Source organism: Paenibacillus sp. FSL R7-0273 (assembly GCF_000758625.1).
In the GTDB taxonomy this organism is placed as follows: Bacteria; Bacillota; Bacilli; order Paenibacillales; family Paenibacillaceae; genus Paenibacillus_AQ.
On the sequence record NZ_CP009283.1, the window covers coordinates 838,417 to 859,494 of the forward strand.

General features: G+C 54.5%; 16 protein-coding genes. 9 read left to right on the top strand and 7 right to left on the bottom strand.

Annotated features, from left to right (window positions below; all coding sequences use genetic code 11):
* Positions 1-11 precede the first annotated feature (11 nt).
* From R70723_RS03690 to R70723_RS03720, 7 genes are all read right to left on the bottom strand, one after another.
* Complete coding sequence (locus tag R70723_RS03690) at positions 12-293, bottom strand: hypothetical protein (protein ID WP_039869890.1); 282 nt, start codon at positions 291-293, stop codon at positions 12-14.
* A gap of 13 nt (positions 294-306) precedes the next feature.
* Entirely contained in the window at positions 307-1,032 is a 726-nt protein-coding gene (locus R70723_RS33230) for a spermidine synthase (RefSeq protein ID WP_039869893.1), read from the bottom strand.
* Positions 1,033-1,044: 12 nt separating this feature from the next.
* A complete protein-coding gene (locus R70723_RS33700) occupies positions 1,045-2,547 on the bottom strand; it encodes a response regulator (RefSeq protein ID WP_039869895.1) in 1,503 nt (500 codons plus the stop codon).
* A gap of 82 nt (positions 2,548-2,629) precedes the next feature.
* The gene (locus R70723_RS03705) at positions 2,630-4,447 is read right to left on the bottom strand and encodes a cache domain-containing sensor histidine kinase (protein ID WP_039869897.1); all 1,818 of its coding nucleotides are present in this window, start codon (positions 4,445-4,447) and stop codon (positions 2,630-2,632) included.
* A 25-nt stretch (positions 4,448-4,472) separates the two neighbouring features.
* Entirely contained in the window at positions 4,473-5,306 is an 834-nt protein-coding gene (locus R70723_RS03710; protein ID WP_039869900.1) for a carbohydrate ABC transporter permease, read from the bottom strand.
* Positions 5,307-5,308: 2 nt separating this feature from the next.
* A complete protein-coding gene (locus tag R70723_RS03715; RefSeq protein WP_039869903.1) occupies positions 5,309-6,202 on the bottom strand; it encodes a carbohydrate ABC transporter permease in 894 nt (297 codons plus the stop codon).
* 124 nt (positions 6,203-6,326) lie between these two features.
* A complete protein-coding gene (locus R70723_RS03720; protein ID WP_039869905.1) occupies positions 6,327-7,676 on the bottom strand; it encodes an ABC transporter substrate-binding protein in 1,350 nt (449 codons plus the stop codon).
* Positions 7,677-8,051: 375 nt separating this feature from the next.
* Here R70723_RS03720 and R70723_RS03725 point away from each other — a divergent pair, with 375 nt between their 5' ends.
* From R70723_RS03725 to R70723_RS03765, 9 genes are all read left to right on the top strand, one after another.
* Entirely contained in the window at positions 8,052-10,733 is a 2,682-nt protein-coding gene (locus R70723_RS03725; protein ID WP_081957186.1) for a beta-mannosidase, read from the top strand.
* 410 nt (positions 10,734-11,143) lie between these two features.
* The gene (locus tag R70723_RS03730; RefSeq protein ID WP_039869906.1) at positions 11,144-13,300 is read left to right on the top strand and encodes an alpha-galactosidase; all 2,157 of its coding nucleotides are present in this window, start codon (positions 11,144-11,146) and stop codon (positions 13,298-13,300) included.
* 425 nt (positions 13,301-13,725) lie between these two features.
* On the top strand, positions 13,726-14,070 hold the full coding sequence (locus R70723_RS03735) for a hypothetical protein (protein ID WP_039869907.1): 345 nt from the start codon (positions 13,726-13,728) through the stop codon (positions 14,068-14,070).
* A gap of 179 nt (positions 14,071-14,249) precedes the next feature.
* Positions 14,250-15,335, top strand: a complete 1,086-nt coding sequence (locus R70723_RS03740; RefSeq protein WP_039869908.1) for an ABC transporter substrate-binding protein — start codon at positions 14,250-14,252, stop codon at positions 15,333-15,335.
* Positions 15,336-15,337: 2 nt separating this feature from the next.
* The gene (locus R70723_RS03745) at positions 15,338-16,300 is read left to right on the top strand and encodes a nucleoside hydrolase (protein WP_039869909.1); all 963 of its coding nucleotides are present in this window, start codon (positions 15,338-15,340) and stop codon (positions 16,298-16,300) included.
* Between the two features lies 1 nt (position 16,301).
* A complete protein-coding gene (locus R70723_RS03750) occupies positions 16,302-17,120 on the top strand; it encodes an ABC transporter permease (protein ID WP_039869910.1) in 819 nt (272 codons plus the stop codon).
* 4 nt (positions 17,121-17,124) lie between these two features.
* Entirely contained in the window at positions 17,125-17,913 is a 789-nt protein-coding gene (locus R70723_RS03755; RefSeq protein WP_039869912.1) for an ABC transporter permease, read from the top strand.
* Positions 17,914-17,943: 30 nt separating this feature from the next.
* The gene (locus R70723_RS03760) at positions 17,944-19,008 is read left to right on the top strand and encodes an ABC transporter ATP-binding protein (protein ID WP_039869914.1); all 1,065 of its coding nucleotides are present in this window, start codon (positions 17,944-17,946) and stop codon (positions 19,006-19,008) included.
* Between the two features lie 22 nt (positions 19,009-19,030).
* On the top strand, positions 19,031-20,752 hold the full coding sequence (locus R70723_RS03765; RefSeq protein WP_039869915.1) for an adenine deaminase: 1,722 nt from the start codon (positions 19,031-19,033) through the stop codon (positions 20,750-20,752).
* Positions 20,753-21,078: the final 326 nt, after the last annotated feature.

Sequence of the window (21,078 nt, forward strand, 5' to 3'; positions counted from 1 at the left end):
ATGGCCGGGAGTCATTTTTTGGTTTCGGCGTAGGTGATGGTGGGAATGGGAGTATGGTAAGGGAGGAGGCGGCGGGCGGAATGGGCAAAGTAAAGAGCAAAAGTGCCTCTGATTCCGCTGGTCGTGGGCGGAATGGTCAAACCAAGGGCAAAAGTGCCTCTGATTCCGCCGATTGCGGGCGGAATGGGCAAATCAAAGGCAAAAGTGCCTCTGATTCCGCCGATTGTAGGCGGAATGGTCAAACCAAGGGCAAAAAGGCCTCTGATTCCGCCGATCGCGGGCGGAATGGGCAAATCCTCCCGCCCCTCAATCCCAAATCACATGCCCCTGGCCCAGGGTGACCGGGATGAAGCCGGCCAGCTGGCGGGCCTGGTAGCGGATCGGACGGGCGCTGCCCATCAGAAGGATGTTGCGGACATCCGCAGCACCTTCAGCCGGCAGGGCGAAGGCTTCAACATAAGGAAAGTGCTCGCTTAGTGTGGTGTGAATGGCGTTCATCAGGTGGTCGTTGTCGCTTTTGCCCATCAGGTTCATGAGGATGGAGCCGCCGGAATGGAGCTTAGCGCGGGTGAGGCCGAAAAATCCGCTGGAGACCAAGTGCTGCGGCGTACCGGCTGAGGTGAAGGCGTCCAGCAGAATGTAATCATACTGGCCGTCCCGCTCTCCCTCAAGCAGGCTCCGGCCGTCGCCGATTATAACGTTGTCCTGAGTGTAGCCGAAATGGGATCTGCTGTAACGGACGACCTCAGCATTCACCTCGGCCACCTTAAAGCGCTTCTCCGCAAAATAACCGGCAATCGTACCGATTCCATGCCCGATCAGGAAGACATCCTGAAACAGCGGCCTGTTATATTCCATTAAGTGAATCATCGCCCGCGGGTATTCAAATACAATCCGTTTCGGCTGCTCCAGATCAAGCGCGCCCTGAATAGCTTCGCCGGAGAACTGGAGGACGCGGAAGCGCCCTTTTTCACCATAGAGCTCGGTGGTTTCGTACACCTGAATTTCATCGTTGTCATTCTGTGGCTGCAAGTAAAGGACTCCTTACACGTGGGAGATTCGTTTGTATTCGTTCGGCGTGACACCGACGGTTTTTTTGAACAGCTTGTTGAAATAGGCGGGGTCGGGATAGCCGACCTCGGTGCCGATTTCGTGCACCTTCAGGTCAGGGGCGTTTTTGAGCAGCTGCTTGGCCTTGCGGATACGGATTTCGGTAACATAATCGGTCAGCGTCAGCCCCGTCTCCTGCTTGAACAGCTTGCTTAGATAGCTGGGTGTCAAAAACACCATTCCCGCAAGCATATTCAAATCGGCATGAAGCTTATAGTTGGCGGTCAGCCAGCGTTTTATGGTTTCGACCGCAGTTCCGGCCAGCTCCAGCCGGTGGGAGCGGATATCCTCCAGCACAGCAATGAGAGTGGACGTGAACAGCTCTTCAATCTCGCCTAGGCTCATGCAGGCACGGATTCGCTCCTCCAGCCGCGGAAGGGTCTTCTGCTTGCGCGCCGCTTCAAATTCCTGCAGCTCATTGCGCACCGTTTCCTCAACCTGCTGCAGGCAGCGGATGATAAGCTCCGGGTAGGCCTGCTGTGCCTCAAAGGCGATGAATAGCCTGTGAATCCATTCCCGCACTCCGGGAATATTCAGAATCTGCAGCTCATGAATGAGCGACTCGCGGACCGGAAGGAAGGGATCTGCTGCGGCTGCAGTGCCAGTGCCGGTCTCCAATTCCTCAATAGTAGCATAATGCAGCAGCCGGGGGTTATAGATACCGGCATCGCAGGCCAGCTTGGCTTCAAGAAAGGCGGTATTCAGCCTGCCCGGATCATCATAAGAACGGCTGACACCCAGATGCAGCCGCTGCTGCGGGCAAGCCGCCCCGATCCCGCTGGCCGGCTCCCGGCGCTCTGCCAGGGAGAGCGGCTCCCGTGAATAGCGGACCCAGGCCAGCAGGCCTTTATGAACCTCAAGCAGATCAGAGATAATGCCCTGATCTTCGCGAAGGCGGTCTGCATAAGCGGCAGCGCCTTCTGGGCGTCCTCCCTTCACAACAGTGACTGTGAAATAGGGCAGGGGCAGAAGAATACCGCCAATAAGCGCTGCCGAAGGCTCTTCAATCTGCAGCAGGGAGAGCAGCACGCCGGCACGCTGGCGGTTTTCTTTGTCCAGCTGCTGCTTCCGCTCCTGCTCAAGCGAATAGAGCACCTCAAAGAGCTGCTCCTTGTTAATCGGCTTCAGCAGGTAGTCCACAGCTGAGCTGCGGATCGCCTCCCGGGCATAATTGAATTCCGTGAATCCGCTCATGAGCAGCGTGCGGATCTGCGGGTGAGTGGCCTTCAGCTGTTTAATCAGCTCCAGGCCGCCGATCTGCGGCATACGGATATCGGTGATGACAACATCCAGCTGCAGGGCAGACACCTCATCCAGCAGCTGTCTGCCATCCGCATATATTCCGGTAACGCAGAAGGCACTGCTCTCTTTGCTGATCATCCGGGCCAGACCTTCGCGGATCAGAACCTCATCATCTACAATTACAATACGCAGCAATTTCCGGTCTCCCCCTCTCCTGGCATCCTTTTTCCTCAACGGTTTTGTCCTTCGTGCCCCGCCTCAGCCTGGTTCGTCAGCGTTACTCCCCGCCGCGTTCATCCGGGAGGTCTTCAATCCTCAGAATAACGCGGGTGCCGCGCTCTGGCTCGCTATGGACCTGAAGTCCGGAGGAGCTGCCGTAATGAAGGCGGAGCCGTTCATTTACATTCCGCAGCCCGATGCCGAACTTTTCGCTGTCGCTGCTGTTCAGCAGGTTACTGTTCAGCAGCCGCAGGGTTTCAGCATCCATGCCGATACCGTCATCCTCAACACAAAATACTGTTTTGCCGTCCTCGCTCCACGCGGTAATGCTGAGGGTACCCGGGCCATCTTTTGCCTCAAGCCCGTGAAAAACAGCGTTTTCTACAACCGGCTGGAATACCAGCTTAAGCACCGGGAGCGGCAGGAGCTCCTCCGGTACATTAATGTCCAGCCTGAATTTATCCGGGAAGCGGATCTGCAGCAGGTTAAGATAATTGCGGACATGATCCAGCTCATGGCGGATTGTTACCATCTCTTCGCTGCGGACAATACCGTAGCGCATCTGCAGGCCGAGCAGATAGGTCAGCTCCGCTACACGAGGCTCATCACTCCCTTCAGCCAGCATCCGGATGGACTCCAGTGTATTGTAGATAAAATGAGGGTTGATCTGGTTCTGCAAAGCCCGCATATCGGCCTTCTGCTTGCGTTTCTCCGTCAGCGACACTTCCTGGAGCAGATCCTTGACCCGGATGATCATCCGGTTGAAGTGGCTGCCGATCATTCCGATCTCATCGTTATATTTAGGGGACAGCCATACATCGAGATTGCCGTGCTGCACCTGCTTCATCAGACGGACCAGTGATTTCAGCGGCTTGGTCAGCGCATGGGATATAAAGGTGGCTACCACCAAAGCAAAGGCGACAATCGCCAGTGTAGTCAAAATCAGGGTATTGCGGGTTTTCTGCACCGGAGTGAGGATGCGTTCCAGCGGAATCGTGACCAGGGTCGTCCAGCCGGTCTGCTGAGATACAGTATAGACAGCCAGATAATCCTGAGCCCCCAGCCGGATCTGAAAATTCCCCTCCGGCCCGGCGGTCTTCTGCAGGAGCAGGGAGACATTCTGCGTATCCTTGTCTATGAGCGGCGAATCCTCCGCTTCACTGCCGTAGACCAGTCCGCCGGATTCATCCACAATGATTGTATTGCCCTGAGTGACGGCATTTACAGGATCGGCGATGCCCTTGAACAGCTTAATGTCGATATCAAAAATGATCATGCCGATTGGCTTCAGCATGCTGACTGAGGAGACTGTACGCATTACGCTGAACACCTCCCGCTGTTCGCCTGGATTCACCCGGATGGTGTGCCGGCCTTGCACAACGGGAGCGACCCCGGCCTCTTCCGTCAGGCTCCGCCACTGCGCCATCCGTTCTGCCGGGAACAGCTCATTAATCCCGGGTGCCCGGTCATAGAAAACGTAACCGTATTTATCCACAAGGTATACTGCAGTCATCTCTTCCTTGGTATGGATCAAATAGCTTAGGAACATCGACATGCTGGTGTTCTTTTCCCAGTCGGCGTTCTGCTGCTCCAGATAAAACTGAACATCGGTATTGTACAGCGGCAAGGCGGTGTATCTTTTTAAGTCGGCGATATATCGGTCGATGGTGTCCGAGGCGCTGCCCGCCATCTGTCCGGCACTCTTCGTGGAGCTCTGGAGCACCGAATGGAAGGTGGAGCGCGAGGACAGGTAGCTGACATAAGTAATCGGCAGGGAAAGCACAAAGATAAAGACAACGATCAGCTTGCGCTCCATCGGCAGGTTGGCCAGGAACAGCCAGAGTCTGCGCGGAATTCTCAGGATATAGGAAACCACTAACGTTGTTCCTTTCCGTACACCCCTATTTTACAGCGCCGCTCGTAACCCCTTCAAAAATAAAACGCTGCAGGAAAAAGTACAAAATGACCGTCGGCAGCAGAATGAGCAGAATTGCAGCACAGATCAGATTCCATTCGCCCGAGTTGACCCCCTGGAACCGCATCAGGATTGTTGTAACAACGCCGAGGCTCTGCTTGGGCATATAAAGGTAAGGGATGTACATGTCATTGTAGATGCTGATCGTCTTCAGAATGACCAGTGTGGCTGTAGCCGGGGTCAGCAGCGGGAAGATGATCGAGCGGTAGATTTTGAACAGGGAAGCCCCTTCCACCATGGCGCTTTCATCGAGATCAAATGGAATATTGCGGATAAACTGCAGATACAGAATGATCTGGATGACGTCGGCACCGATGTAGAGCACAATGGGAGCGCCGAGCGTGTTGTAAAGTCCCAGGCTTTTGATAATGCCGAAGGTGGCAACCTGAGTGGTGATGCTCGGAATGATGGTGGCTACCAGGTAAGCTCCGAATACAAGCGGTTTCAGTTTGAAATTGAAGCGGCCAAGCACGTATGCAACCATTGTGCCAAACAGAATGTTCAGGGTCAATGTAATTATGATGATCACGAGCACGTTGCCGAAGCCGCTGAGCAGACCTCCGCGCTGGAACACGGCGATAAAGTTGTCAAAATTCAGAAAGCTCTGCGGAAGAGCCATGGAGCTGCTGGAATTAAATTCTTCTGTAGACTTAAACGCATTGACGATAACGACATAAGGTGGGAAAAGGACGACGAACACGCCAATCAGGAGTGTAACGTATTTAAAAACATCGACAGAGCGGAATTTGCTGTGAGTCATGGTTATTTGTCTCCTCCCCGGCTAAGCACTAACTGCTGCACTAGCAGCACTATGACAACAAAGAAGAGCAGGATAATGCTCATTGCCGAGGCCAGCCCGTAATTGTTAAAAGCAAAAGCTGTGTCGACCACCTTCTGCACATAAGTTTCGCTGGCGCCGGCCGGACCGCCTTTGGTCAGCACGAACGGCAGATCGAATACTTCAAGCGCGCCGGTAACGGTCAGGAACAGGTTCAACTGAATAACCGGCTTCATGTTGGGCAGGGTGATTCTCCATAGCGTCTGGAAGGAGCCGGCACCATCGATTTTGGCTGCTTCATAAATGTCCTTCGGGATAGCCTGCAAAGAAGCGATATAAATTACCATGTTGTAGCCCATGAACCGCCAGAAGCCGGTGGAGGCGAGCGAATAGTTAACAAGCCCTTCAGTACCGAGCCAGCTGGTCTGGCCGAGTCCGGTAAGCCCGATGCTGTTCAGGAACAGGTTCAGGGAACCATTGGTGGTGTCAAAAACATAGCCGAACATAAAGGCCACCGCAACGCCGTTCATAATGTAGGGGAGGAAGAGCAGGATGCGGAAGGCATTTTTGCCGCGCAGCTTACTGCTCAGTACAACAGCGAAGTAGATGGCGACGATATTCTGGACAATCCCCATCACAAAGTAGGCAAAGTTATGTGTGAACACCTTGAAAATATCCGGATTGCCGAACACCTCGCGGTAATTGTCCAGGCCGACCCACGGTTTCTCCGGGCTGTAGCCGTCCCAGTTGGTGAAGCTGTAATAGATCAGCTTAAGGGCAGGGTAGTAGGTGAACGTTGCCAGAAGCAGCAGCGGAATGGTCAGAAAGGAAATGATGATAATCAACTTTTGTTTGTTATAGGATAATGTGCCGAACATGTCTTCAACCTTCTTTCCGTAAAAGCGTTTCTTTGCCATGACGACAAAATGGATTATCCAGAGAAGGCATAATCCATTTTGCGCCGAAGTTTATACAGAGTTAAGCTGCAGCGTGTCTACAGGATTAATAGCCGAGGTCTTTTTTGGCTTTAGCCCACGCTTTGTTCCATTTGTCGAAGACGGTTTGCGGATCTTTGGCCAGGACGAACTCTTGAGCCATAGCCGGCAGGTCGAGCTGTGCTTTGTTGGTGATTTCAGTAACCTGGGCGTCATCTACAGTACCTTCCTGCAGCACTACGCCGGTTGCCTGGAATTCTTTTAACTGGGTGAGCTTGGATTCTCTGCCCTTGAGCGGGGAGATAAAGCCGGCAAAATCCTCATAACCGGATTCCTCGATCATCCATTTGACGAAGGCTTTGGCAGCGTCTACATTCTTGCTGTTCTTGGCTACGGCATAGAAGAAGTCAGGGCTCAGCGGAGCTGTGATTGTGCCTGAGTTGTCGTATGGAAGCGGGAAGAAGCCTACATTGTCAGAGGTTGTGCCTGCGCCGATAACCTGGTTGATAACCCAGTTGCCCAGGTAGTACATGGCGAATTTGCCGGATGCGATGTCTTTCTTCGATTGTTCCCAGTTGGTGGAGTTGATGTCTTTTTCCAAGTAGCCTTTTTCATTCAGCTCTCTAAGCAGGCTCAGCGATTTGCCGTAACCGTTGTCCATTGTAAAAGGGGTATCGGAGGTCAGCTTTTCATTCGGGAAATTAGGGTCGCCGTCGATAATCCGGGGAACAGAATATACCCAGTCGTTAAGCGGCCACTTGTCTTTGAAGTTGGAAGCGAGCGGGACTACTCCGGCAGCCTTCAGCTTTTCGCAGGCAGCGAGGAATTCATCCCAGGTCTTAGGAATTTCGGTGATGCCGGCATCGGCGAACGCTTTTTTATTGTAGACAACCCCTGTAGTAGAGTTACCTGTGGTGATGCCGTACAGCTGGCCTTCATAGGATTTGAAATCTTTAAAGGTAATCTGGTCGGTCAGGCCAAGATCGTCAAGGGAAGCAAAATATTTTGGTAGATCGGAGTTAGGGATGGTCGGAACGAACATGACATCAGGGAGCTCGCCGCTCGCCATTCTGACCTTTGCCTGCTGATTGTAGTCAGTCTGGGATGCTTCGAATTCAACCTTGATGTTCGGATATTTCTCATTAAAGCGCTTAACATATTCGTCGTACTCTTTGCCGATCATGTCGGTTCTGTTGGTCAGGAAGGTGATTTTTCCGCTGATATCTGCACCGCTTGGCGCTGCCGGTTCAGTGGTTGCTGCTGCCTCTCCGCCGGTGTTAGCAGGAGCAGCAGTTGCTGCCGGTTCGTCTGTGGCTGTGGCGGTATTGTTGTTATTGTTGTTTGAACCGCAGCCGGTTAGGGATAAAGATAAAGTCATAATGATAACAAAAGATAACGAAAATAACTTATTTCTCATTGTGATGTCCCCTTTTCGTATTATTGTTAGCGTTTACATGGATATTATAGCGCGATTTAGCGGCCTGATAAATGTATTGAATTATTATTTATTGTCTTTATTTGTTCTCTTTCTAGGATTATAATTAGTGTGTTGCTAACAAATTAATAACAAAATACAATGTTATCGAACGGGTTTGGAAAAAAGCCTTTATCTTTCAGCCAACAAACTTAAGCGTACGCTTACAAAACTCAAGAGCATGCTTCCAGAGTGAGTTTTGTACGAAGCGAAATCAATGGAGTGTATGCTAACAAAACTTAAGCGTATGCTTCCGGAGTGAGTTTGTACGAGGTGAAATCAATGGAGTGTATGCTCACAAAACTTTTAGGAGGACTCATGACACACAAACAGCTTGCTTTAACAGATTGGGAATTCAGGGCCTGCGGTGAGGACAAATGGTTTCCGGCAATCGTGCCCGGTACGGTGCATACGGATCTCTTGCGCAACGGGCTGATTCCGCAGCCCTTTTATGGAAAGAACGAGCATGAGCTGCAGTGGATTGATAAAAAGGACTGGGAGTACAGAGCTGTGCTTCAGCTGGATGAGGATTGGCAGAGCCTGACGGTTACCGAGCTGAATTTTGCCGGACTGGACACCTATGCTGATGTATATGTGAACAATGTGCATGCACTTTCCGCAGACAATATGTTCCTGGCGTGGACGGTGGATGTTAAAGGCCTGCTGCGGACCGGTGAGAATGAAATTCTGGTGAAATTCCGCTCTGTCGTAAAAGAGGACCTGCCGAAGCTGGAGCGCCTCGGCTATGACCTGCCTGCGCCGAATGACCAGTCTGAGCTGGGCGGCCTGCAGGAGCAGCGGATCAGCGTGTTTGCCCGCAAAGCGCCTTATCATTACGGCTGGGACTGGGGCCCGCGCTTTCTGACCAGCGGCATCTGGCGTGAAGCGGTGCTTACCGGACGGGGTGCTGCGGCAATTGCCGATCTGTACATCCGGCAGGATGTCATTAAGCAGGAAGAAGCGCGTCTGACGGCAATTGTGGAGGTGGATGCACCGGAAGCATGGGAAGGAACGCTGCGGCTTACTGCGGAAGGGCAGGAGTGGACGCGGGCGGTATCGCTTGTGGCAGGCACGCAGACGGCAGAGCTGGAGCTGGTGATTAATCAGCCGCGACTCTGGTGGTGCAACGGGCTGGGAGCGCCGGAGTTAACGTCGTTCCGGGCAGAGCTGCTGGAGAACGGGGCAGCGGTGTCCGGCGCAGAAGTGAAGACCGGTCTGCGGGAGATTAAGCTGATCCGTAAGCCGGATGCCAAAGGCGCCTCCTTCCGGTTCGAGCTGAACGGTGTGCCGGTATTCGCCAAAGGGGCGAACCATATTCCGAACGACAGCTTTATTACAGAGGTAACAGAGGAGCGCTACCGGCATGAGATTGCCTCAGCAGTGGAGTCGAACATGAACATGCTGCGGGTGTGGGGCGGCGGCTTTTATGAGGAAGAGGCTTTTTACCGGCTGTGTGACGAATACGGCCTGCTGGTGTGGCAGGACTTCATGTTTGCCTGCAGCATGTACCCGGGAGATGAAGCGTTCCTGGAGAATGTGCGGAAGGAAGCAGCGTATAATGTGCGCCGGCTGCGCAATCATCCTTGCATTGCACTGTGGTGCGGCAACAATGAAATCGACTCCGCCTGGGCGCAATTCGAGGAGAATAAGGGCTGGGGCTGGAAGGAGAAGCTGAGCGCGGAAATCCGGGAGACGCTGTGGACTGCCTATGAAGATATTTTCCACCGGATTCTGCCGGAAGCGGTAGCAGCTCATCATCCGGGCATCGTATACTGGCCGTCCTCTCCGCTCCGGGAGCTCACTAATGATATCGACCAGCACTCTGTACGGATTGCAGGCGACGGGGATATTCATTACTGGGGCGTCTGGCACGGAATCGAGCCGTTTGAGAATTACAATGTGAAGGTTGGCCGCTTCATGAGCGAATACGGCTTCCAGTCCTTCCCTGAGCTGAAGTCGGTGCTGACCTATGCGGTGGAAGCGGATATGGAGCTGGAGTCAGAGGTGATGCTGGCCCACCAGAAGAACGGCCGCGGTAATCAGATTATCAAAGAATATATGGACATTTATCTGCCGGAGCCGAAGGATTTCAGATCGTTCCTGTACATGAGCCAGATTCTGCAGGCTGAGGCCATGCGGATGGCGATCGAGAGCCACCGCCGGAACAAGCCGTATTGCATGGGCACTCTGTACTGGCAGATGAATGACTGCTGGCCGGTGGCCTCCTGGGCGGGGATGGACTATTACGGCCGCTGGAAGGCGCTGCAGTATACTGCGCGCCGGAGCTTCAAGGATGTCCTGCTTTCTGTTGAGGCGATGGACGGTGAAAAGCTGCAGGTTCATGCAGTGTCTGACCTGCGGGAAGTGCTGGCCGGGGAGCTGGTGGTCCGGCTGCATAACTTCAGCGGAGCGGTGCTGAAGGAGTGGAAGCAGCCTGTCCAGCTGGCCGCTGATTCGTCAGCGGTGGTGTTCGCTGTCCCGGTGGCAGAGCTGCTGGCGGGCTGTGCTGCGGAGCAAGTGGTTCTGGTAGCTGCTCTGGAGGCGGCGGACGGTTCGCTGCTTGAGCGCAAGGAGCACTACTTCGCAGCGGCGAAGGAGCTGAAGCTGGAGCAGCCGGCTCTGACGGTGGCTGAGGTACCGGGCAGCGGCGGCGTGAGCTTCACTGTCAGCAGCGACGTGCTGGCCAGAGGCGTCTACCTGACGGCGGAGCAGGAGGGCATCTTCTCCGACAACTTCTTCGACCTGCTTCCGGGCGAGGCGAAGACGGTGCAGTTCCTGCAGCACGGGGGTGCTGCGGCAGGTGGGGCTGCTGGCGCTGGAGTTACGGCTACGGGTGCTGGAGTAAGTGCTGGGGCTGGAGCGGTAGCAGGAGTTGGAGCTAGAACAGTAGCAGGAGCTGGAACAAGTGCTGGAACAAGTGCTGGAGTAAGCACGGCGGACTTCACTCCGGCTGTTCCACAAGGACTGGAAGTATGCTCAATGGCGGATTATTTAAAGTAATCTGATACAACGCTCAGGGAGCCAAGGTGGCTGACCAGAGCGGGGGTGTTGGCGGAATTAGTAAGAGTCCCGCCAAGTAGAAGATGCGGCTGTGGGTCTCAATAGAGGGGAAAATCCCTCTGATTGAGGCCGAAGGAGACTGTCGGAGGCGGAATAGAGGGAAAAATCCCTCTGATAGGGGCCGAAGGAGGCTGTTGGAGGCAGAATAGAGGGAAAAATCCCTCTAATTGAGGCCGAAGGGAGCTGCCGGAGGCGAAATAGAGGGAAAAATCCCTCTGATAGGGGCCGAAGGAGGCTGTCGGAGGCGGATTAGAGGGGAAATTCCCTCTATTTTTCACTAAATTCTGGAACGGGCATATTGGCTGAGTGAGAGAAAATAAACCTAACGTTTAGGGAGAAGGAGCCGGAAAATGGCGATTTGGGTACAGGAAGACAAGGGAATCTTTCATCTGCAGAGCAAGGGCATGAGCTATATCATCGGCCTTTATAATAACTATCCTATGCACGTATACTGGGGAAAAAAGCTGCGCCATGACGGCAATTTGGAAGGACTGCCGCATCTGGGTGTGGGCACTGCGCTTGACCGGCTTCCGCAGGAATATCCGCAGTACGGTACAGGGGATTACCGTGTGCCTGCTTACCAAGTGAAGCTCGAAGATGGCACGCGAATTACAGAGCTGCAGTACACCGGATACCGTGTGCTGGCAGGCAAGCCGCAGCTCGCCGGACTTCCGTCTGTATATGTGGAGTTACCGGAAGAAGCGGATACGCTGGAGATTACGCTGCGCGATGATTATGCATCGCTGAATGTAATCCTGCGGTATACCGTGTACCGTGACACGGATGTTATTGCCCGCTCGGTGGAGCTGGTCAATGACGGTCAGGCCCCGCTGGATCTTCTGCGCGCGCTGAGTGCTTCCGTCGACTTCCCGGAAGACGGACAGTTCGACCTGATCTATCTGTCCGGCGGCTGGTCGCGGGAAGGAAACCTCACCCGCAGACGGCTGGAGCAAGGCACGACAGCGCTGCAGTCCCGCCGCGGCATGAGCAGCCATCAGCACAATCCGTTTGCCGCGCTGGCTAAGCCGGGAACAGACGAGCACCAGGGAGAAGTATATGGCTTCTCCCTGGTATACAGCGGCGGCTTCGCTATTGAAGCCGAGGTGGATGCGTTCAGCCATACCCGGCTGGGCATTGGCCTGAACCCGTTTGATTTCTCCTGGCGGCTGGCCCCGGGAGAAAGCTTCCAGACACCGGAAGCGGTAATGGTCTACTCCGCTGAAGGTCTCGGCGGTATGTCGCGGACGTATCACCGGCTGTACCGCACCCGCCTTGTGAGAGGAACCTTCCGGGATAAAGAGCGTCCGATTCTCGTGAATAACTGGGAAGCAACCTACTTCAATTTCAATGCTGACAAGCTGGTAGATATTGCTGCCGAAGGCTCGAAGCTTGGCATTGAGCTGTTTGTACTCGATGACGGCTGGTTTGGCAAGCGTGATGCTGACAACTCCTCACTAGGCGACTGGACCGAGGATCTGCGCAAGCTTCCTGGCGGACTGGCCGATGTGGCCAAACGGGTCAATGACCTGGGCATGCAGTTCGGCCTGTGGGTCGAGCCGGAGATGATCTCGCCGGACAGCGACCTGTACCGCGCGCATCCGGACTGGTGTCTGCATGTACCCGGACGCCGGCGGACGGAAGCACGCTGGCAGCTGGTGCTTGATCTGACGCGTGCTGAAGTGCGGGATTATGTGTATAATGCGCTTAGTAAAATTTTCTCCAGCGTGCCTATCGCATATGTAAAATGGGATATGAACCGTAACCTGACGGAGATCGGCTCGGCTGAGCTGCCAGCAGAGCGCCAGGCTGAAACTGCCCACCGCTATGTGCTGGGGCTGTATGAGCTGATCGACCGCCTGACGGGTGATTTCCCGCACATTCTGTTCGAAAGCTGCTCCAGCGGCGGCGGCCGCTTTGATCCGGGGATGCTCTATTACATGCCGCAGACCTGGACCAGCGATGACACCGATGCGGCGGAACGCCTGAAGATTCAATACGGCACCAGTCTGGTGTACCCGATAAGCGCGATGGGCGCACATGTCTCGGCGGTGCCAAACCATCAGGTCGGCCGGGTTACACCGCTGTCGTTCCGCGGGGATGTGGCTATGTCCGGTAACTTCGGCTATGAGCTCGATCTGACTAAGTTCACCGACGAGGAGAAGGAACTGGTGAAGCAGCAGGTTGCGAATTACAAGGAAATCCGGAGTCTAGTACAACAAGGTAACCTGTACCGCCTGCAGAGCCCGTTCGAGGGGAATGAAACGGCGTGGATGTTCGTCTCGGACGATCAGCGCGAGGCGCTGGTCTATTACTTCCGCGTAATGGCTGTGCCATATCCGGCACGCCGGACCCTGAAGGTCCGCGGCTTGAACCCGGATCTCGACTACACGGTGCTGGACAGCGGTGAGGTCTTCGGCGGTGACAGGCTGATGCAGGCCGGGCTGGCGCTGCCGGACATCCAGCGTGACTATGTGAGCGGCTGCTTCCACTTGAAGGCACAGGATTAATGAGTTTAATAAACAACATGATTAATTAAATGAATAATTAAATGAATAGCTATGAATGAGCCAGGGAAACCTGGCTTTTTTTAATTTTACTTGGGAACAATAAAATCAAAGGCAAAAATGCCTCTGATTCCAGCTCACGCGGCCGAAATGGCCGAATCAAAGGCAAAAATGCCTCTGATTCTGGCCCACCCGGCCAAAATGGCAAAATCAAAGGCAAAAATGCCTTTGATTTCAGCCCGCCCGGCCGAAATGGCCTAATTAGCAAAATGAGTAATGATAAACACTCACCAACAAGTCATTGTTCGTGTTTAGCGTTACTTTCATGTTAGTTTTAGTTTTTTTGTTGCCGAAAATACATTAACTATGTATAATAGCAATTAATCTCGATGTGATTGTACGATATTCTGGTTTTCGAAGGTGGTTCCATGGCAGAACTGGAGAACAGCGAGCAGAAGAAGAAGATGTGCCAGATCTACAATGAGATCTCCAAGGAATTGTTTGGTTTCGGGACGACCCTGCTCCGCGTAACTGTCGATCAGCGGGTCATTACCTTTCACGCCAAGCACCGCAGATCTCCCCGGTCAACCGCCCTGGAGGGCGAGGCGCCGGAGCTTAAGCAGGAAGTGGACTTCCGGATGTCGCTGCTGTTTAAGAAAAGATTCAAAGAACGGCTTGAAGAAGAGATGGGCCTGACGATTGAGGTTCTGCTCAGAGATTACGATGCACCGACCCAGTGGGCCTTTACGAATATGATACTGGCCGGCGAATAACAGCTTCATCATATCTGCGGATTTTTGCTTTTGATCTATCTTAAGCGAAGACCGTCCTTCTATAACGGGTAGCTCTTAACTTTGTTTACACAAAGGAAAGTGTTCTTGTTCCTACAAGAATGCTTTCTTTTTTTTATGGAAAAATAGATCACAACTATATTCTCAGGAGGTTTTTACTAATGAAAAAGATCATGACTACCGGCCTTGCACTGGCCCTGACTTCAATGCTGGCGGCTTGCGGTTCCAACAATGCGGCAACGAACAACACAGGTACTGACAATGCGGCAACAGGAAACACAGCGTCCGGAGAGCCGGCGGAGCTGGTCATTTCCACTTGGGGCTTCTCGGAGGATTTCTTCAAGGAAGCGGTCTATGCGCCTTTTGAGAAAGAGCATAATGTCAAAATCGTCGTGGAAATCGGCAACAACGCCGAGCGCCTGAACAAAATCCGTCAAGGCAGCTCCAACGTCGATGTAGTCTACCTGTCCGATTATTACGCGCAGCAGGCGATCAATGAAGGTTTATTTGAAACGATCGACAGCAGCAAGATCCCGAATCTCCAGAACATTTATGATATCGCAAAAGCACCGCTTGGCGCAGATTATGGCCCGGCCTACACAATCGGACGTCTGGGCATTGCCTACAATCCGGCTCTGACCTCAGGCGAAGTAACAGCATGGAGTGACCTGTGGACCAAATTTGATAAAAACCTGGCGATGCCGGCGATTACCGCTACAGCAGGCCCGATGATCGTTGATGCGGCATCCCTAGCTGCAGGCAACGCAGACTTCAATGAAGATACAGCATTCACGAAGCTGAAGGAGCTGGACAGCAATGTTGTGAAATACTACGGCCAGACCTCCGAGTATGTGAACATGTTCGGCCAGGAGGAAATCGCCGGCGGCCCGATCATGGAAATGTACTTCAAGGATCTTCAGGCGGCTGTGCCTGATGCCAAATTCGTTGCACCTTCCGAAGGCGCTTATGCCGTAATGAACACCGTTAACGTAGTTAAAGGCACTGACAATAAAGAGCTGGCTGAAGAGTTCATCAACTGGCAGCTGAGCGAGGAAGTCCAGGATGCCTCCGCCAAAGCAAAGGTGGATTCCCCGGTTAACATGAACGTAATGCTGACACCTGAAGAAGCGGTAGGCGTGACTTACGGTGCGGATGTTATCGGCCAGCTGCGCAAGCTGGACATGTCGTTCGTGAACCAGCACATTACCGAGTGGACCGACCGCTTCAACCGTGAGATCGGCGGCTAAGGATGACAGCGCGTAAAAAGGTCATTCTGGATGTCGATACAGGAGTGGACGATGCGCTGGCCATTATGCTGGCTGTAACGAGCGGACAGCTCGATATTCTCGGAATCACCACGGTCAGCGGCAATGTCTCGCTGAACCAGGCGACTCTGAATACCTGCAAGATTCTGGAGCTGCTCGGCGTGTCCGGGCAGATTCCGGTCTTCCGGGGGGCGGACCAGCCGCTGGTCCGGGATAGCGTGTTCGAGCATCGTGTACACGGCTCAGACGGGATTGGCGGCGCGCTTACCGCTATGACGGTAACGAAGCAATCTGAAGCAGAGCGAGCGGAGGATTTCATCATCCGCCAGGTGCTGGAACAGCCCGGTGAGGTCACGCTGATTATGACCGCGCCGCTGACCAACCTGGCACGTGCGCTGCACAAATGCCCGGAGCTGACCCAGCATGCCGCCGAGGTGATCGTGATGGGCGGTGTGGTGCAGGGCTTCGGCAACATTACGCCGACGGCCGAATACAACATGTACGTCGATCCGGAGGCGGCCAAGTTGGTGCTGGCGGCCGGGTTCCCCCGGCTGACGCTGGTCGGGCTGGATGTGACACGCAAGGCGCTGCTAAGCGCAGACGATATAACGAGGCTGCAGAATCCGGTCATCCGCGATTATGTGGAGAAGAGTACGGCAGATTACCGCACGCGATATTGGGAACGGAACGGTGTGCAGGCCTGTGCGCTGCATGATCCGCTGGCGGTGGGTGTGGCACTGAACCGCTCATTCGTTACTGTGCGTGATTATTATGTGGATGTTGAGACAAGAAGTGACCTTTGCGACGGCCAGACCGTCTGCGATTTCCAGAACCGGCTGGGACGGCCGGCGAATGCCGGTGTCTGCCTGGAGGTGGATGCGCCCGCTTTTCTGGAATGCTTCATTAACAGCTTGAACCAAGAGCCGAAGAAGGACGGGAGTCATTAGAATGAATAAAAAAGCATTGTACCTGCTGCTGCCGGGCCTGTTGTTCCTGGCGGCCTTCATGCTGGTCCCGATTACGCTGACGGTTGCCTCGACTTTTGTGCAGGACGGGAAGCTGACGCTGGAAGGGTATCTGCACTTTTTCCGGGACGGGTATTTTAACCGCATCCTGCTGACTACGCTCCGGGTGAGTGTGGTGACGACGCTGGTCTGCATGCTGCTCGGCTATCCGGCAGCTTATTATATCTCACGGGCAAGCGCCCGCAAGAAGAGCATTTTGCTGGCACTGTCGATTTTTCCGCTGCTGACGAGCCCTGTTGTACGTTCGTTTAGCTGGATGATTATCCTCGGCAAAAAAGGGCTGATCAACTCCTTCCTGGTCAACATAGGACTGATCGATAAGCCGCTGGATATTCTCTATACGCCGACTGCGATGATGATCGGGCTTGTGCATCTGTTCCTGCCGCTGATCATCATCACGCTGCTCGGGGTTATGGAGAATCTGGATCACGAGCTGGTGCGGGCGGCGCGCAGTCTGGGGGCTTCCCCGTTTGCCGCATTCCGCAAAATCACCTTCCCGCTGACGGTGCCGGGCCTGATCATCGGCGGCATTCTCGTCTTTGTCGGCAGCCTTACGGCGTATACAACGCCTGCACTGCTCGGCGGTAAGGAACGGGTGGTCTCCACCTTCCTGTACCAGAACGCTATGACGCTGAACGACTGGCAGGCGGCCTCGGTCATCGCGGTCATTATGATTGTTATTACATTTGTGGTGGTGGGGCTGATGAATGCCTGGGCCAACCGCCTGAATCCGAAGGGGTGAGAACATGAAGGAAGGCAACCGCGTGCTGTCCTTGTACACACTGCTGGTCTTTATATTTTTGCTGGGTCCGCTCGTAATCATCTCGATTACTTCCTTTGAGCCGGGCACGGTCCTGAAATTCCCCCCTGAGGGCTTTTCGCTGAAATGGTACCGGAATATTTTTGAGGTCAGCGCCTTTATGGACACCTTCAAAACCTCCATTATCATCTCGCTGCTCGGCAATCTGCTGGCGCTCCTGCTGGGTGTGCCTGCGGCCTATGCGCTGAGCCGTTACCGGTTCCGCGGGCGGGATACGCTGAATGCGATTTTCCTGTCGCCGGTGCTGATTCCCGGGATTGTGCTGGGCTTCACGCTGCTGCGCTACCTGATTGTCGTCTACGGGCTGCCGATTTACGCCGGACTGCTGATTGGCCATACGGTCATTATGCTGCCGTTTATTATCCGGGTCATTGCTTCAAGCCTGGAGAATTTCGATTTTGCGGTGGAGGAGGCGGCTCAGAGCCTGGGAGCTTCGAGACTGTACACGTTCTTCAAAATCGTACTGCCCAACATCCGCTCGGGGATTCTGGCGGCGATTCTGATCGCTTTTCTGGAGTCGTTCAACAACGTCGATATTTCCGTCTTCATGACCGGTCCGGGGATCAGTACCCTGCCGATTCAAATGCTGACCTATGTGCAAAATTACTTCGATCCTACAATTGCCGCGATCTCCGTCATTCTGATGGTGCTGACGGCAGCGCTGATGTTCGTCATCGAGCGGCTGATGGGATTCGCTTATTTCACCAAAAGATAGCCAATTAAAGGATAACGGAGGCATAACGCAATGTCACTTTTAAGTCTTGAGCAGGTATCGGTTGCTTATGACAACCGTCTGATACTGGAGGATTTCAATCTGTCGCTGGCCAAAGGGCAACTGCTTTCCCTGCTCGGCCCCAGCGGCTGCGGCAAAACAACGACCCTGCGCCTGATCGCCGGATTTCTGAATGCGGAAGCGGGAGCTTTTATGTTCGGGGGAAAGGATTACACCAAGGTTCCGGTCGAAAAGCGTAATTTCGGCTTCGTGTTCCAGAGCTATGCGCTGTTCCCGCATCTGTCGGTGTTTGATAATGTGGCGTTCGGCCTGCGACTGCGCAAGCTGAAGGAAGCGGAAGTGAAGAAGCGGGTAACCCGGATGCTGGAGATTGTCAGTCTGGGCGGCTTTGAAAAAAGACTTCCGGCAGCCCTGTCCGGCGGACAGCGCCAGCGGGTCGCGATTGCCCGGGCGCTCGTCATTGAGCCGGATCTGCTGCTGTTCGACGAACCTCTGAGCAACCTCGACGCGAACCTGCGGGTGAACATGCGCGTGGAAATCCGCCGCATCCAGCAGGAGCTGGGCATCACGACCGTATATGTCTCCCATGACCAGGAGGAGTGTTTCTCGATCTCCGATCAGGTGGCGGTGATGAACAATGGCAAAATCGAGCAGCTAGACAAGCCGTCGGCCATCTTCAAATACCCGGCCAGCGAGTTCGTGGCCCGGTTTATCGGGTTCGGGAACTTTATCGCTTTTGACGGACGGAATGATGAGGGTTCGGATATTGAGCTTAGCAGAGGAGCGCTGAAGTTTCAGGCGGCCAAACGGCCGGAGGGCCTCGGTAACACAGGATTGCTTGGAGCGATCCGCCCTGATGATCTGCAGCTGTTTGCAGCCAGCCCGGAGCCGGGCACGGCCAGTAATATTTTGCCGGGAACGGTGCAGATTAGCACGTATCTGGGCCGCAGCTACCAGTATCAGGTGGAGACGGAGCTGGGTGTATTCACGGTGAATCAGGAGATGGAGCAGCCATTCGTGCAGGGACAGCGGGTTACGGTTTATTTTCCAAAAGAGAAGCTGGTGCTGGTGCAGTAGCGCTTCATAAGGAGCAGACATGATGATTACAGATCAACTTATACTGAACGCTAAAGTGTACAACAGTTACTATAAACGGTTTGAGACAGCGAATGTTGCGGTAAAAGACGGGCGTTTTCTCTATGTCGGCCAGCTTGGTGCGGAAACGTTCGCAGCTAGAGAGACGATTGATGCTAAGGGGCAGTATCTGGTGCCCGGACTGATTGATATCCACCTGCATATTGAGAGCACGATGATTACACCGGAGACGTTCTCCTATGGTATTCTGCAGCATGGCGTAACGACGATTGTTCCCGAGCCGCATGAGATGGCCAATGTGTTCGGCGTTGAAGGTGTGCATGAGATGATCCGGGCCAGCAAGGACTGTCTGGTGGATATGTTCTATGCGATTCCGAGCTCGGTGCCTGCAACTCCCCTGGAAACGACGGGCGGCTCGATTGAAATTGCCGATATCGATGAGCTGATGGAGACGGAGCAGATGATCTGCCTCGGCGAGGTCATGAACTTCGTTGATGTCATCCGTGATCCCGATTGTAAAAGCAACCAGATTCTTCAGCACGTCCGCAGCAAGTATCCCGGTCTGGTTATCGAAGGACATACGCCGAAGCTGCTCGACCTCGAGCTGCATCAGCTGATCTTTGCCGGGATTGATTCGGATCACACCCATCAGAGCATTGAAGGCCTGACTGCGCGGATTGCCGCCGGGATGTTCATCGAGATTCAGGAGAAGTCGATGACACCGGAGGTTGTCGACTACCTGATCCAGCATCCGGTCAGCGAGCATTTCTGCTTCGTGACCGATGATGTAATGACTGACTCGCTCGCAGCGACCGGGCATCTGGATCATCTCGTCCGCAAGGCCATCGCCATGGGCATGGCACCGGAGGCCGCTGTCTATGCGGCCACCTACACGCCGGCCAGGCGGATGAAGCTGGACGACCGCGGCGTGATCGCGCCGAACAAAACCGCCGATTACCTGCTGCTGTCTGACCTCAGCAGCTTCACGATTGAGGCGGTTTACAAGCGCGGCGCGCAGGTCTGGGACCGCAGCCGGCCGCAGGTGCAAGCAACGCCGGAGCCGCGCTTCCCGGCGCATTTTTACCGGAGCGTGCAGCTGGCGCCGCTTAGCGCCGGTGACTTCGCGGTGCGCTCGGAGCTGCCGGACGGCCGCTACGGCGCCCGTGTGATGACGGTCAACAACGTGTCCACGTTTACCGAAGAAAAGCATGTCGAGGCCGAAGTGAAGGACGGCCTGCTGCAATGGCAGGACACCGGCTGCGGCCTGATCGCCACCTTTGAGCGGTACGGCAAAACCGGAGGCCGCGCCTACGGCCTAATCGTCGGCGACACGATCAAGCGCGGTGCGATTGCGACAACGTATTCGCACGACAACCACAACCTGCTCGTTGTCGGACACAACGCCGGGGACATGGCGCTCGCCGCCAATACGGTTATTGCCGAGCAGGGCGGATTCTGCGTCGTCTGTGACGGCGTAGTGCTGGCCCTGCTGGCGCTGCCGGTCGGTGGCATCCTGACCGAGGCTCCGCTCGCCGAGACGGCGGAGCGCGTGCTGGGGCTGCGCACAGCGATGGAATCGCTGGGCTACAACCACTACAACCCGATCATGTCGATCAGCACGCATTCGCTGCCGGTAAGTCCGGCGCTGAAGATTACGGACTTTGGGCTGATCGATGTTGTCGCGGGCAAGGTAGTGCCGCTGCTGTTCCCGCTGGGGGAAGCGTGAGGGAGCAGCTGCTGGCGGTTTCGCTGGGTGAAGCGTGAGGGGGCAGCTGCTGGCGTACCGCTAGGTGACGAGTGAGGAAGGTGCTTCCGCTCCGCTGCGTGAAACGTGAGGATAAGGCGCTGCCGTTGATTAGGGCGGAGCGATAAAGGAGGGGTGTCCCAAGCGGGATGCCCCTTTTTGCAATACAGAAATTGCAGAGGTAACAGAGGCTCCATACCCGCTGCCGGGTCTGTGCTGCTCAGTAGTAACTTGGCGTAATTTGTGGGAATGGTGGATTAGCAATGTTGGGCGTTAATTCCGGGCTGGCAGTGCTAATTTTAGAGGGT